Origin of the sequence: Amycolatopsis sp. WAC 04182, from assembly GCF_003947465.1 — a bacterium.
GTDB lineage: Bacteria > Actinomycetota > Actinomycetes > Mycobacteriales > Pseudonocardiaceae > Amycolatopsis.
The window spans coordinates 444,998-458,550 of sequence record NZ_QHJJ01000004.1; the positions used below are offsets into that span (position 1 = coordinate 444,998).

Annotated in this window: 12 protein-coding genes and 1 tRNA gene; 3 read left to right on the top strand and 10 right to left on the bottom strand. The window is 69.6% G+C overall.

The window, feature by feature from the left end; all coding sequences use genetic code 11:
- Positions 1-184 precede the first annotated feature (184 nt).
- Positions 185-1,480, bottom strand: coding sequence for a histidine kinase (locus tag DMH01_RS22325; RefSeq protein ID WP_125679199.1), 1,296 nt, complete (start codon positions 1,478-1,480; stop codon positions 185-187).
- 169 nt (positions 1,481-1,649) lie between these two features.
- Here DMH01_RS22325 and DMH01_RS22330 point away from each other — a divergent pair, with 169 nt between their 5' ends.
- Positions 1,650-2,765, top strand: coding sequence for a serine hydrolase (locus tag DMH01_RS22330; protein WP_125679200.1), 1,116 nt, complete (start codon positions 1,650-1,652; stop codon positions 2,763-2,765).
- Positions 2,766-2,769: 4 nt separating this feature from the next.
- On the opposite strand, the gene DMH01_RS22335 is transcribed toward DMH01_RS22330, so the two are convergent.
- The 3 genes from DMH01_RS22335 to DMH01_RS22345 all read right to left on the bottom strand — a co-directional run bounded on the left by DMH01_RS22335 (position 2,770) and on the right by DMH01_RS22345 (position 5,783).
- Positions 2,770-3,633 carry an Fpg/Nei family DNA glycosylase gene (locus DMH01_RS22335; RefSeq protein ID WP_125679201.1) on the bottom strand — a complete coding sequence of 288 codons (864 nt, stop codon included), beginning with the start codon at positions 3,631-3,633 and terminating at the stop codon, positions 2,770-2,772.
- Positions 3,634-3,665: 32 nt separating this feature from the next.
- The gene (locus tag DMH01_RS22340) at positions 3,666-4,106 is read right to left on the bottom strand and encodes a DUF983 domain-containing protein (RefSeq protein WP_125679202.1); all 441 of its coding nucleotides are present in this window, start codon (positions 4,104-4,106) and stop codon (positions 3,666-3,668) included.
- A gap of 105 nt (positions 4,107-4,211) precedes the next feature.
- Positions 4,212-5,783, bottom strand: coding sequence for an RNA polymerase sigma factor (locus DMH01_RS22345; protein ID WP_125679203.1), 1,572 nt, complete (start codon positions 5,781-5,783; stop codon positions 4,212-4,214).
- 197 nt (positions 5,784-5,980) lie between these two features.
- Between DMH01_RS22345 and DMH01_RS22350 the strand changes: the two genes are divergently transcribed.
- A tRNA-Gly gene (locus DMH01_RS22350) sits at positions 5,981-6,053 on the top strand.
- 247 nt (positions 6,054-6,300) lie between these two features.
- On the opposite strand, the gene DMH01_RS22355 is transcribed toward DMH01_RS22350, so the two are convergent.
- The 5 genes from DMH01_RS22355 to DMH01_RS22375 form a co-directional block, all read right to left on the bottom strand.
- Entirely contained in the window at positions 6,301-6,594 is a 294-nt protein-coding gene (locus tag DMH01_RS22355) for a YiaA/YiaB family inner membrane protein (RefSeq protein WP_034309553.1), read from the bottom strand.
- Between the two features lie 66 nt (positions 6,595-6,660).
- Positions 6,661-7,062: an immunity 7 family protein gene (locus tag DMH01_RS22360; RefSeq protein WP_125679204.1), complete on the bottom strand. Its 402-nt coding sequence runs from the start codon at positions 7,060-7,062 to the stop codon at positions 6,661-6,663.
- 10 nt (positions 7,063-7,072) lie between these two features.
- The gene (locus DMH01_RS22365; RefSeq protein WP_125679205.1) at positions 7,073-7,621 is read right to left on the bottom strand and encodes a DUF2716 domain-containing protein; all 549 of its coding nucleotides are present in this window, start codon (positions 7,619-7,621) and stop codon (positions 7,073-7,075) included.
- 187 nt (positions 7,622-7,808) lie between these two features.
- A complete protein-coding gene (locus DMH01_RS22370; protein WP_125679206.1) occupies positions 7,809-8,417 on the bottom strand; it encodes a hypothetical protein in 609 nt (202 codons plus the stop codon).
- A gap of 75 nt (positions 8,418-8,492) precedes the next feature.
- A complete protein-coding gene (locus DMH01_RS22375) occupies positions 8,493-8,999 on the bottom strand; it encodes a hypothetical protein (RefSeq protein ID WP_125679207.1) in 507 nt (168 codons plus the stop codon).
- A 210-nt stretch (positions 9,000-9,209) separates the two neighbouring features.
- Between DMH01_RS22375 and DMH01_RS22380 the strand changes: the two genes are divergently transcribed.
- Positions 9,210-10,325, top strand: a complete 1,116-nt coding sequence (locus tag DMH01_RS22380; RefSeq protein ID WP_125679208.1) for a hypothetical protein — start codon at positions 9,210-9,212, stop codon at positions 10,323-10,325.
- Here the strand turns inward: DMH01_RS22380 and DMH01_RS22385 are convergent, their stop codons facing one another.
- A complete protein-coding gene (locus DMH01_RS22385; protein WP_125679209.1) occupies positions 10,326-13,529 on the bottom strand; it encodes a glycosyltransferase in 3,204 nt (1,067 codons plus the stop codon).
- Positions 13,530-13,553: the final 24 nt, after the last annotated feature.

The window sequence follows — 13,553 nt, forward strand, 5'->3', positions numbered from 1 at the left end:
TACCGACGTTCAGAGCCGGTTGGCGGAGCTGCGACGGGCCTCGCAAAAGGGACATAACGCGTGAACCCGCCCTGGCCGAAGGCCCCGCTGTCGCGGTGGCAGGGCGCCGTTGCCTCTCAACGTGAGAGGTTCGACCAGGTCGCGCCCTGCCGACGCGATTGCGGACGCGGGTTCACCAACAGACTCACGACGGCAGCACGCCGCTGCGCGAACCGCTCACCCCGCTGGACTCGTTCGGGCCGCCCTGCGGCGGGACGGTCGCGCTGTCGGCGGAGAAGTCCGGCAGATTCGGCCGCACGCCGGGCATGAACTTCGGCACCCGCAGGGTCACCTTCATGCCGGCGCCGGGCGCCGTCTCGACCATGAGCGCGTAGTCGCGGCCGAACACCTGCTGCATCCGCTGGTTGATGTTGCCGAGGCCGACGTGCGCGCCCGTGCGGTGCTGGCTGCGGAGGTCCGCGAGCTTCGCGGGCTCCATGCCGATGCCGTCGTCCTCGACGCTGATCAGCGCTTCGGCGCCGTAATCCTCGGCGATCACCGTGACGCAGCCGCCGGACGGCTTCGACGCGAGACCGTGTTTGACGGCGTTCTCCACCAGCGGCTGGATGATCAGGAACGGCACGACCACCGAAAGGACCTCGGGCGCGATCTTCATCCGCACTTCGAGCCGTCCGCCGAAACGGGCGTTCTCGATGGTCAGGTACCGGTCGATGTTCCGCAGTTCCTCGGCGAGCGAGGTGAACATGCCCGACGTCCGGAACGAGTAGCGCGTGAAGTCCGCGAAGTCCTGAAGCAGCTCTCGCGCCTCCTCCGGATCTGTCCGGATCAGCGACGAGATGGTGTTGAGCGCGTTGTAGACGAAGTGCGGCGAGATCTGCGCGCGCAGTGCCTTGATCTCCGCCTGCTGGAGCTGGTTCTTCGATTCGTCCAGGCGCGCCAGCTCGAACTGGGTGCAGACGAACTGCGCGACCGCGTCGGCCATCTGCACCAGCCGCCCGCGCGTGCGCCCGACGACCAGCAGCGCGGCCTCGGTCTCGCCCTCGACGATCAGCGGCACGATCACCGCGGTCCGCATCCGGCAGGTGCCGCGGTGGTTGCACGGCATCTTGTCGTGCGCGACGACCTCGCGCCGGTGTTTGCGGATCGCGTTGCCGATGGCGTCGACGAGGTCGACGTAGTGGTCGTTGGCCTCGCCGTCCCACGACAGCAGCGTGCCTTCGCTGTCGGTGATGCCGACGGCGACGCAGTCGAGCATCTCCAGCAGCTGGCTGGTGATCTTGTCGGCGACCTGCTCGTCGAGCCCCTCGCGGAGATCCGGTGTCGCCTTCGACATCCGGTGGACGGCCTGCAGCACCGCGTTCTCCACGATGCTCGCGGGACGCCTCAGTTTGATCAGGAGGACGACGACGAGGATCGCGAGCAGCAGCGCCACACCCCAAGGGATGATCTGCGCGATCTCGAGCCCGGACACGGCGTCCATGCTCTGCGCTCGACCAACCGGGTGCAAGGCCTGCTCCCCACTTTCCGTTGAGTTGTGACAACTGAGGGTGGGGCCGACCCTACCCAAGACCCGGGCGTTGGCCCCATGGTCACTCCCCGTCGCGCCGGGAAGACTGTACGCAGGCAATCGCTTCCGGGGGAGGAACACCATGCGCGGATCGGGGAAACTCGCGGCGGGGGTGCTGGCGGGGGTCCTGCTGGCGAGCGGGTCGGCGGCCGCGTCCGGGGACCCGGTGCGCGCGGCCGTCGGCGATCTCGTCGGCGAAGGGGGATTCCCGGGAGCGGTCGTCCAGGTCCGGACCGGTGAGGCGGTCTCGCGCTTCGGCGCCGGATACGCGAACCAGGCCACCCGCGAACCCGCGGGGCCGCAGCACCGGTTCCGGATCGCCAGCAACACCAAGGCGTTCGTCGCCACGGTGGTGCTGCGACTGGCGGGCGAAGGCTCGCTCTCCCTCGACGATCCGGTGGAGCGAAGGCTGCCCGGTGTCGTCCGCGGACCGGGCTACGAGCCGGAGAAGATCACGCTGCGCATGCTGCTGAACCACACCTCCGGCGTGCACGACCCGCTGGATCCGCAGTTCTTCGACCCGTACCTCGTCCACGGGAACCGGGCGCACGTCATCACGCCGTCGGAGGTGATCCGGCGGTCGCTCACCGACCCGCCCTCGTTCGCGCCGGGCACCGGCGTGAAGTACTCGAACACCGGATATCTGGTACTGGGCAAGGTGATCGAGCAGGTCACCGGCAACGACGTCCGCGAGGAGATCCAGCGCCGGATCCTCGGTCCGCTCGGCCTCGGGCGGACGTACTTCCCGCTGTGGTCGCCGTTCCTGCGCGGTCCGCATCTGCATGGGTACGACATGCGCGGTGAAGACATGACGGTGTTCAGCCCGTCGTACGACTGGACCGCGGGCGCGATGGTGTCGACCGTCGACGACGTCGCGGCGTTCCACCGCGCGTTGCTGTCGGGGCGGCTTTTGGCGCCCGCGCAGCAGGCCGAACTGAAACGGCTCGTGCCGTACAGCGACTTGGGCGCGTACGGCGCCGGCGTCGAGACACTCAACCTGCCGTGTGACGGAGGCACGAAGACGGTTTGGGGCAACACCGGTGCCGGGCCGGGGTTCTCCAGCGTTTCGATGAGCACCGCGGACGGCTCGAAGCAGATCGTGCTGGCGCTGAACGTGTACGACCTCGCCGCGGACGTGCACGGCGGGAAGAGGGTGCCGAAGCCGCCGATGCCCGCGGTGATGGCCGCCCTCTGCTGACCGGTCACTTGAGCAGACGCGACATCCGCCGGTCGGCCAAGGGTTTCCCGCCGGTCTGGCAGGTCGGGCAGTACTGGAAGGACTTGTCCGTGAACGAGATCTCGCGGATCGTGTCGCCACAGACCGGGCACGGCAGCCCGGTGCGCGCGTGCACCCGCAACCCGGACCGTTTCTCGCCCTTGAGCCGGGCGGCGGACTGGCCGACCGACCGCGTCACGGCGCTGGTCAGCACTTCGCTGATGGCTTCGTAGAGCCCGTCGAGCGCGCCTTCCGACAGCTTTCCAGTGGTGGCGTACGGAGAAAGCTTCGCCATATGCATGATCTCGTCGGAGTAGGCGTTGCCGATCCCGGCGATCAGCGACTGATCGGTGAGCGCCGTCTTCAACCGTTCGGTGCGTCCGGCGAACAACTTCTCGAGTCCCGTGCGGTCCAGCGACAGCGCGTCCGGCCCGAGGCGCGCGATACTGGCGACCTCCTTCTCCGGATCACGCACGATCCAGACCGCCAGCCCCTTCTTCGTCCCGGCCTCCGTGAGATCGAAGCCCGGACCGGCGGCGGCGTCGAGGTGGACGCGCAGCGAGATCGGCCCCTTGCCCGGTTTGAGCGGGGCCGGCGCCAACGCGTCGGACCAGCGCAGCCAGCCCGCCCGCGCCAGATGGACGACCAGGTGGAGATCACCGGCGACGAGATCGAGGTGCTTGCCGAAGCGGCCGGCACCGGTGACCTCGCGGCCGTGCAGCTCCGTCCACGGCGGGGTCGCCGTCTTCAGCACGCTGAGGGACGCCACGTCGACACGGAAGACCGTCTTGCCCACCGCGTGTTCACGCAGGTGGTGAGCGAGCGCTTCGACCTCGGGTAACTCGGGCATGGCCCCAGTCTCGCGCGTTCAGGCCGCCGCGACTACTCCACCGGGTGCAAGGGGCCGTCGAAATCCGGCAGCGAGTGCTTCTGGATGGTCTTCGTGATCTTCGAGACCTCGCCGCGCACGGTGAACATGCCGCGGATGGTGCCCACCCAGCGCTCCGAAGGCCGGTCGCCCGCCAGATCGCCCTCGGTCTCGGCGACGACGGTCCACGGGCGGCGCAGGATCCACCGCAAGGGGAAGAACAGCGCGACCAGCAGGAGCGCCAGCGGAACCCACGACGGGATTCTCACGTCGGCGGGGGTCCACATGATGAGCACGATCGCGAGCAGCGCCGTCACGGCGATCATCGCGATACCCGGGCCGTAGCTGCCCGCCACATCGTGCTCGAAATCGTCCGCTGTCGCGGGAGCACGCCATTCCATCTGGGCTCGGACCACCCAGTCACGGCCGTCCTCGCCGTGCACCAGCCGGTTCATTCAGTCGCCTCCCGCGCGGCCGCTCGCTCGTCGTGAGCGAGCTCCACCGTACCGTGACGGGAGCCGGATTCGCGAGAGTTCGAGAGCGATATGCCCGCTCGGGCGTTATGGGCACGTCGGGTAGTCGACACCCGGTTCCGGATAGTGGGAAGTCGGCTTGACCGGGCTCGGCTCGTCTTCCGAAGGTTCGCCGGACGGTGTCCCGGTCTCGCTGCCGGGCGTGCTCGTCTCCGGCGAAGTGGACCCTTCCGGGTCAGTCGTCGACTCCGGTGTGTTCGACGGCTCCGTCTCGTCCCGGGAAGTCGTCGTGGACGTCGGGCTCAGCGACTCCCCCGGCGGGATGTCGTCCCGTTTCGTGGTGGTCTGGTTCGTGCCGGTGCCCGGCTCCGGGACCTCGTTCCGCGGCGCGGTCTCCTGCGCCGGGTTCTGCTCGTCCGGGGGCAGCACGCCGTTGTCGGCACCGCCGTCGCCGGCGGCACCGTCAGCACGACCGTCTCCGCCGCCGAGGTCCTTCCCCGACGTGCCCACACCCGGCAGGCTCGGCATGTCGGACGCCCCGAGTTCCGCGCCAGGGCCGCGCCCGGTCACGGCGGGCCGCTCGCCCTTGCCGTGCATCCGGTCCTCGGCGACCCGCTGCGGCGGCAGCTCCACCGGTCCGCCCTGGGCGGGCGGCGCGACCTGCGCCGGCAGCAACGCCAGCTCCGGCTGGCCACCGCCGGACAGACCGACGGTATGCGTCACGTCGGTGCCGAACACGGCCGGACCGGCGACGATCCCGACCGCGCCCGCGGCGGCCGTCGACGCCACCGCCAGGCCGACCTTCACCTTCGACCCGAGCAGAAGCGCCTTGACCGACGCGGCGAGCCCGGAGAGCGCTCCGCTCGCGTGGGCGCCGGCGGCCGCGGGCACCAGCAAGGCGACGACGCCGGCGTGCGCCCGCAGCGAAGAACAGACGTCGCGCAACTCGTCGTGCGTCGCCCGGCAGGACTGGCACCCGATCAGGTGGGTCTTGATCCGGCGGGCCTCGGCCCCGGTGACACTGCCCGCGGTGAATCCGCCCAGCTTCTCCACCACGGCCCGGCACGAATCCGGCCCGCGGTTCACCGACAGATGCGCTTGGAGGTACGCGGCCCGCAGCCCCTGCCGCGCACGCCTGGCCAGCGCCGCCGTCGCGTTCGCGCTCAACCCGAAATGCGGCGCGACCATCGACGGCTGCTCGCCTTCGACCTCCGTCTGCCACAACACCGAACGCCACCGCTCCGGCAAACTCGTGAACGCCGTCGTGATCAGCGAATGTTCGGCCGTACGGGCATGCGTGTCCGCCCCCGCCCCGGCCCGGAAGGTCAGCTCGTCGTCGCTCACCGGCACGTCACGACGCGCGCCGTGCCACTCCCACGAGACCCGGCGGGCCACCGTCAGCAGATACGCCCGGACGTAGTCCCGCGGCCCGGCACCCCGGCGCAACGCCTGAAGCACCCGGAAGAAGGTCTCGGCCGTGATGTCCTCCGCCTCCGACCGGTCGGCGGCCAGACTGCGGGCCAGCCGCCGCACCGCGGCGGCGTGAAGTTCGAAAAGCTCCCCGAAGGCGGCGTCCTCCCCATCACGGAGACGCTGGAGCAATGCCTGCTCGTCGGATTCCGAGGCCGCCTGAAGCGGCACCGTGCCCTGCTCGGTCATCCGGCCAGGCACCTCCTCCCCGAAGGACTCACCATTCGGTCGAATGGGGACACCATACGGAGGTATGCAGCCGTCGTCACCCCTTGTACGCCAGGTGTGACACCGAAGTACCTGTAGGGGTGGGTCGAAACCGCTACAGAGGGTCGGTGTATGGTTGTCCCACTGCTTCAAACGAGTACCGGAGCAGAGCAAGACATGCGGATGTAGCGCAGCTGGTAGCGCATCACCTTGCCAAGGTGAGGGTCGCGGGTTCGAATCCCGTCATCCGCTCGCACGCGGGCACCGCGTGCGCAGGGAAAGCCTGCGCCGCAGCGTGCTCGCCATAATTCCCGGGGGCCCGAGCCCCCGGACCCCCGCGTTCCTTGTCGCTCGCGTTGGCGAGTCGGTTGTCGGGCGCGTTGATCTTCTTTCTTCATGGCCTTCCTGGCGTTGGGCCTTTTTCGGTTACTAAGTGCTACAGGTTCGGTGAGTGGGTTCACACGACCGTAGTAATTCGGATTGTGCATATGTCGGCGGCTCAGAGCGCGGGCGTTTTGAAGGGGTCGTGCTCGGCGAGGAGTTTGTCGACACGGGCCTGGTCGACTCTGCTGACGACGGTGTTCTCGTCCTGCCGGTCACGAATGCATTTGGCGAGGGTGAACGCCGAGGTCGTCAGGAACAGCATGCCGAGGGCGAGGAAGCCGCGGACCCAGCCGTCGACCGGCAGGTACCAGATGCCGATGACGACCGCGATCAGCGCCAGCCCGAACGACAAGGCGGCCTGGACGAAGAACGCGACGGTGGTGGGAGGCGCTGCGGAGGTTTTCGTCATGCGTACCAAGGTCGCGCCGAGGACCCCGCACTGTCTTGAGTACGGCTACTCAAGAAGGGTTGCGATTCAGATCTCGTAGCCGTCCATCACGGTCGGCGCGACCGGCGACAGGTGGTCGTCGCCGCGTTCGGCGACCAGGCCGCGGGCCATCCGGTACACCTTGAACTCGTTGTCGTGGTCGGGATCCTGGTCGTCCCAGACGTGCAGGAGACCGTAGGAACCGGGCGCGAGATCGCCGACACGGGTGAACAGGTCCACCAGCTCGGGCGCGATCGCCGTGCCGTGCTTGTCCATGCCGCCCAGGTGCAGCACCGGCACCCCGGCGGCCCAGCGGAGGTCGAGCAGGTCGGCGTCGCCGAAGTCGCGGACGGCCCGGTGCACCCGCTCGACGATGCGCTCGAGCAATGCGGCGTCGTCGTCACCGGAAGGGCTCGCTTGGATGGTCACCCACCCGTGGTATTCGAACACCCGCCTGAGTTTAGGCAGGTCCGCCCGCCAGCACGGCCGGCGCCCCGTCCCGCCGCAGCACGTTCTTGAAAATCTGTTCGCCGTGCTTCTCGAAGGCGGGCACGAGTTTCTCGCCGTACACGCACAACGTCCGTTCCCACGGGTGCCCGAGCGTGCCGAAGCGGAAGTCGTTCGCCAGGAACATGTGGTAGTCGGTCCGCGGGAACACCGGGACCGGCCACGGGTCGAGCGCGGCGTGCCGATGCGGGTAGAAGCGGTACGACTGGTGCTGCCAGTGCAGGACCCAGACCCACTCGTCCTCGGCGACACAGTCCTTCAACGCCGCGAGCGCGACGCGGGCGACGTCGTTCTGCTCGACGGCGTACGGGCCGAGCCGGAATTCCGGTGACGAGCGGTCGAGACCCCCTGGCGCGAGATCCCACGCGACGGACGGCGCGGGCTCACGGAAACCGGGCCAGGCGTGCGCGTAGGTACTCGGCCAGAACGCGAGCTTGTCGTAGACCCAGTACCAGGCGGGCTCATCCGCGACCCTGGAGATGGCTTCCCAAGCGTTGTTCACGAGCGACCCTCGGTGGTTCGGCCGATTAAGACTGGGAAAGCTTCGTGTTCAGGGCCCAAGTTGTCCAGCTCGTGGGCATTCTCCGCGAAACTGTCACCTGATCAGGTGTCTTGCGCCGTCGCCGGAACCGTGAGAATGACGGTGCGTGAACGGCGAGCCCACCGAACGCGGGCTCGCCGTCGTTCGCTCACGCGGCCGCCTCCCAAAGACTCATGAAGGCCGAGGCCTCACTCCGCACCCAGGGCCGCACCTTGTCGCGATCGCGCGGCGACAACGCGAACTCCTTCGAGCGCCGGACGTCGATCACCAGCGGCCGCCCGCCCGGCCGCAGCTCGTCCATGGTCTGTTCGAGCAGCCACAGCACCATCTGCGCGGCGTCCCGGCTCAACGGCTCCTCCTTGAAGTAGAGCCAGGTCACGTACACCGGGCCGTCGCCCTTGCGCAGGCCGAGATGGGGATTGATGCCCACTTCGAGCGAGCCGAGCCGCCATCGCGACCGGCCGACCTCCGCGAGCCGCAGGTCGCGCCGCCCGACGTAGCGCAGCCAGCCGTTGGCGATCTCGGTGTAGTGCGGCCGAGTGCGCTCGTCCGAGTTCTCGACCAGCGCCCGCAGTACCTCGCGATCCCGTCCGGAGATCCGCCCGGCACGGATCGCGTTCGCGGCGCGGAGGTAGAAGTTGAACCCGCCCCGGGCCGGGTCCTCGTACTGACGGCGCCAGCGCCGGACGAACGAGGAACGCGAGGGACCCGAGCTCGTGCTGTACCCCACGAACGTGGGCAGGGTGATGTAGGCCATCCGTGTCTGCCTTTCGCCGCTGTTCCTGCTGTACAACGCCCATTTTAGAACACATGTACGACAGAAACCGGGGCTTTACGGGTGACGCGGGGAAGGTGGCCAAGGTCCTTCGAGCAGCTCGGCCGATTCCTCGAGGATCGGCACTTCGCAGACGTCCCTCGGGGTGAGGTCGGTCGGGATCCAGCCGTCGAGCATCGCCGACCACCGCGCGATCCCGCGCAACGACGGCGGCGACCCGAGCAGTTCGCCGACCTCACTGACCAGCGCGCCGCCGGCCGCGGGCGAGAGACGGCCTTCGACCATCGCGGTGAGCCAGCCGTGGATCAGCAGCCAGCGGGCCGCTGTCGGATCGGCGGGCAGTTCGAGGCCGAGTTCGTCGACGACCTGGCCGAACGCCTTGTCGACGGCGGCTTCGGCGGAGGATTCGAGCCCGGCGAGCAAGGCGAGGGACGGGGTGTCGAGCCCGGCGACGATCGCGTCCAGTCCGGCCTCGACCAGATGCGAGGTGCGGACGTCACGTCCGGCGAGCCTGCCGATGGCCAGCTCGCGCAGCGCGCCGCGACACTCGTCGATTTCCGTCACCCGGCACTTCCCACGTCCGCCACCGTACCGGCGGGACCGCCCGATCGCCGCTGACCAGCCGAAAGAGCATCACCCCGGTGGGTCCGTCCCGTCGCGTCCGGACAGTGCTGGACCTGCGCCGAAACGGACGCGAGAATGCGAAAGACCAATATCAACCACCCGTCCGGGTCATGCGACACTGGCTGCCCACACCCGGCGGCAGGGGGCTATATGAGCTGGCAGGACGAGCTTCGGCAGCTGGACGTCGAGCTGGCCTCGGGTCGCATCGGGCACGCGGAGCACCGCAAAAGACGGGACGAACTGCTCGCCGAAGCCTCCGGCGGGGCGATGCCGTCGCCGGTCGCGTCGCCCCTGAGCCGTCAAGGCGCGACGTGGCACAGCACCAACCCGGCCATGCGTCAGATCGAGCTTCCCACCGTCACGCTCCCGCCCGTGCCGCCGCCGGCCGCCGAGACCTCGAAGCGTGAGACGCCGAAGGCCAGGCGCTCCGTGCCCCGCCTCCCCGACCACAAGACCACCGCACCGTCGCCCGCCGACATCAACCCGACGGTGTACCTGCGCGCCGAGCCGCCCCAGCCCCGGCGCGATCCGGGTTCCCGGCAGCTGCCCCGCACCCTGCCGTCACTGGTCCCCGACGCCGGTCCGCGGCACAGCGCTCCCGCCCCGGAGGATTACGCCGTCGTCGGCAAGAAGAAACCGACCTGGCTGTTCGTCGCCGCCGCCGTGCTGGTCGTGCTGGGGATGGTCATCGGCGGCACCCTGTGGCTCGGTACGGCGAACGGTCCCGATCAGCAGTCGCCACCCGCCATCGCGCAGGCACCGGACGCCCTCGGCGGGCCGAGCGCCGGCCGGCCCGCTCCGGAGCCCGCGCTCGAGGACCGCGTTCCGGCGTTGCCCGGCTCGGCGCTCCCCGAGAACTCCACGGTCTCGCTCGACAAAGGGGTCGAGCTGAAGCTCTTCCAGAAGGAGTCCGCGCAGATCTTCGCCCAGCACGGTGTCACCAGCGTCGTCTTCCGTGGCTCCAGCGACGGCGACATCGGCTATCTCGCGTACGCCATCCCCACGCGGTCGGACGAAGACGCGAAGGCCGTCGTCGCCTACCTGATGCAGGCTTCCCAGGCGGGCGGATTCGCTCTGCGGGCCGACGACCCCGAGTCCGTCACCGGACGCGATGGGGCACGCCGCATGGACGGCACGTGGTACACCTCAGGCAAGGTCGCCGTCGTGCTGTGGGCGTCGCAGCCGTTCGACCTGGACAAGAACAAGCTCCGCACCAGCCTCGACAAGACGCGCGCCACCTTCAAGGAAGCGCTGCCGCCGAGCTGATCAGGCCTGACCACCCTGTTCAAGGAGGTCGGCGAGGGTCCGCCGGGCCAGTTCCGCGCCGAATCGGTTCTCCACCACGGTCTTGCCCTCCTCGGACAGGCGAGTCCACAGCTTGTCGTCCTCGAGCAGGGTGACGATCCGGTCGGCGAGTTCCTCGGCCGTCTCCCCGAGCAGAACGTCTTGACCGTGCGTGAGGTGCATGCCCTCGGCGGCGAGTGAGGTCGCCACGACGGGAACGCCGTAGCCGAGGCTCTCGCCGAGCTTCCCCTTCACGCCCGCCCCGAACCGCAGCGGCGCGACGACCACCCGCGCGGTCTGGTAGACCTCGTCGAGGTCCGGCACCCAGCCCCGCACGACGACGCCGTCGCGTTCGAGCTCGAGCACCGCGGGTGGCGGGTTGCTGCCGACGATCTGCACGACCGCGTCGGGCCTGCGCTCGCGCACGAGCGGCATGATCTCGGTGGCGAGCCAGTGTGCGGCGTCCCGATTCGGCACGTGATCGAAGCCGCCGACGAAGACGATCCCGTCGCGACCGTCGGGAACCGACGCGGCGCCGTCGGCGTAGTGCACGTTCGACAGCACCTCGACCCTGGCCGACGGGACGAGTTCCCGCAGGAGCTCCCGTTCGACGTCGGACACGACGAAGGTGGCGTCGGCGAGCCTGGTCAGGCCGAGTTCCGACTCGCGCAGCACTTCCGCGCGCCGGCGCAAGGTCACCTCTTCGCTCGTGTCGCCGAGTTGCGCGACCAGATCGGCCTGCCGGGTGAGCCGGACGAAGTGGAGATCGACGGTGTCGTAGGCGATGAGGCAGTTCGGCGCGTGCTGGCGGACCTGCTCGATCCACTGCCAGGCGACATGCGGCCGCGACAGCACGGCCAGCCGCAGGTCGGGACCGGCGTCGCGCAGGAACTCCAGCTGCTCGTCCTGGCCGGTGACCACGGTGACGCCCATGCGGTACAGCCGGCTCGCGTACGGCTCCGGCAGCGCGTTGTTGAACGGCATGAAGACGACGCGATGTCCCAGCCCGACGAACAGCTCGAGGATCCTGGCCATCCGCACCGACCCGGAATCCTTGTCCGGCGTGGGGACCTGGTGGTCGACCACGAGCACGGTGCCACCGCGATGGCCGTCCGCGGTGCGCTGCCGTGCCGACCACAACGCGCGCGCACTGGCCGACGGGAGGTGGTCGCGCAGCTGGACGCTCCACTTGTCCACGAACACGCCGCGATTCAGTTCCTGGTGCCGTTTGACCCCGGCGGCGAGGTCGGTGCCGTTCGAGACGCCCTCGTGGTGGACGACCACGGACGACGGCTGCACCATCGTCCGGAACCCGGCCGCCCGCACGGCGAACGCGAGGTCGGTGTCCTCGTAGTAGGCGGGCGAGTACCGCTTGTCGAACCCGCCGATCCGCTCGAACAGCTGACGACGGACCAGCACCGCGGCCCCGGAGCAGTAGTCGACGTCGCGCAGTGCCTGGAACCAGGGCAGGTCCGGGTTCTGCAGCCTGCCGTAGTTCCAGCCGGATCCGTCGGCCCAGATGATCCCGCCGCATTCCTGCAGCCTGCCGTCCGGGTAGACCAGCTTCGAGCCGACGAGCCCGACGTCCGGCCGGGTCTCGACGACGTCGACCAGTTCGTCCAGCCAGCCGGGCCGGACCTCGGTGTCGTTGTTGAGGAACATGACGAAGTCGCCACGCGCGTGTCCGGCGCCGAGGTTGCACGCGCCGACGAAGCCGAGGTTCCGCGGCGCCCGCACCAGCCGGATCCCGGCGCACTGGGCGACCCGGTCCGCGGAGTCGTCGCGCGACGCGTCGTCGACCACGATGACCTCGAAGGGGGTGGTCGGCAGGTGGCGCTGGATCGAGTCGAGGCAGGCACGCGTGTAGGACCAGTTGCCGTAGACCGGGATGACGACGCTGACGATCGGCTCGTCGCTGGTGGTGACCGCGACCGGGCCGGGTACGGCCGCCCCGGCGGGCTCCGCTCCCGTGGGGCGGCCGAGCGCCGTCTCGTAGAAGTCACGCAGGCGGGTGCCGCGGGGAGCGAACTTCTCGATCGCGCCGCGGTACGTGCCGAGCACGCGCTGGACGAGCGCGGACTGCTCGGCGCGCAGCTGGGAGTTCTCGGCGGCGAGGCGACCGACCGTCTCGCTCAGCTGGACGTTGTTCCGGCCGAGCCACTGCAGCCGGTCGCGGTCGTTGGCCGCCTTCCGCTGCAGCAGGGCGAGTTCGTTCGCGGCCCGGCGGTGTGCGGCGCGAGCGCTCTCGGCACGGGCGGCCGCCTGGTCGCGTTCCTCCACCGCACGCCGTTCGGCGGCGGTGATCTCCGCGATTTCGTCCGCCTGCCGGGCGGCCTGTTCGCCTGCCCGGAGCAGCCCGTCCTCGGCACGGTCCAGTGCGACGCGCGCCCGGTCCGCCTCGGCCGCGTGGGTCTCCGCATCGGCGTTGGCCTTGGCGACCAGCGTCAGATGCGGGTCCACCAGCATGGAAGCGGTCGGCAGGGTGATCGGCGCCGAGGACGCGACCGCGACGAAGTACGTGTGCGGCGCACCGTCGGCGACCCGCCACTCGTCGCCGTCGCCCTGCTCGAGCCGGAACAGCTCGGCCGCCGAGGTTCCGCCGTCGTGGATCAGCGAACCGACCGCGACGTTCTGCCGCAACAGGGTGACGTGCTCGAAGCTCTTCTCCATCAGCGTCCGGAACGCCGACTCGGTCAGCTCGTGGACGTGGAACGGGTTCTGGTTGCCGTGGTCGCCGCTGTACACGGCGATATCCGGGGTGCTGCACAGGAAGATCCCGCCCGGCGCGAGCCGCGCACGGACGAGGGCCATCATCGCGTCCTGCTCCTCGACGTGCTCGATCGCCTCGAAACAGGTGATCAGCTCGAACGGCTCCGTGCCCGCGAGCGCCTCCGGGTCGGTGATCGAACCGACCTCGAAGGTAACCTCCGGATAGCGGGCGCGGGCGTGGTCGACGGTGACCGGGTCGATCTCCAGCCCGACCACCTCGGCCGCGGACCCGGCGAGCAGGGCGCTGCCGTAGCCCTCGCCGCTGGCGAGGTCGAGCACCCGTTTCCCGGCGGCGAACCGGGTGGCGAACGCGTAGCGGTGATAGTGCTCGTAGATCACCTGGACGTCGTCGGCCCACGGCACGCACCGCTCGCCGGTCCACTCGATCAACCGCTCGCCAGGAGTCCCCTTGCCCATGACGAGGAGACTATCCGCCAGTGA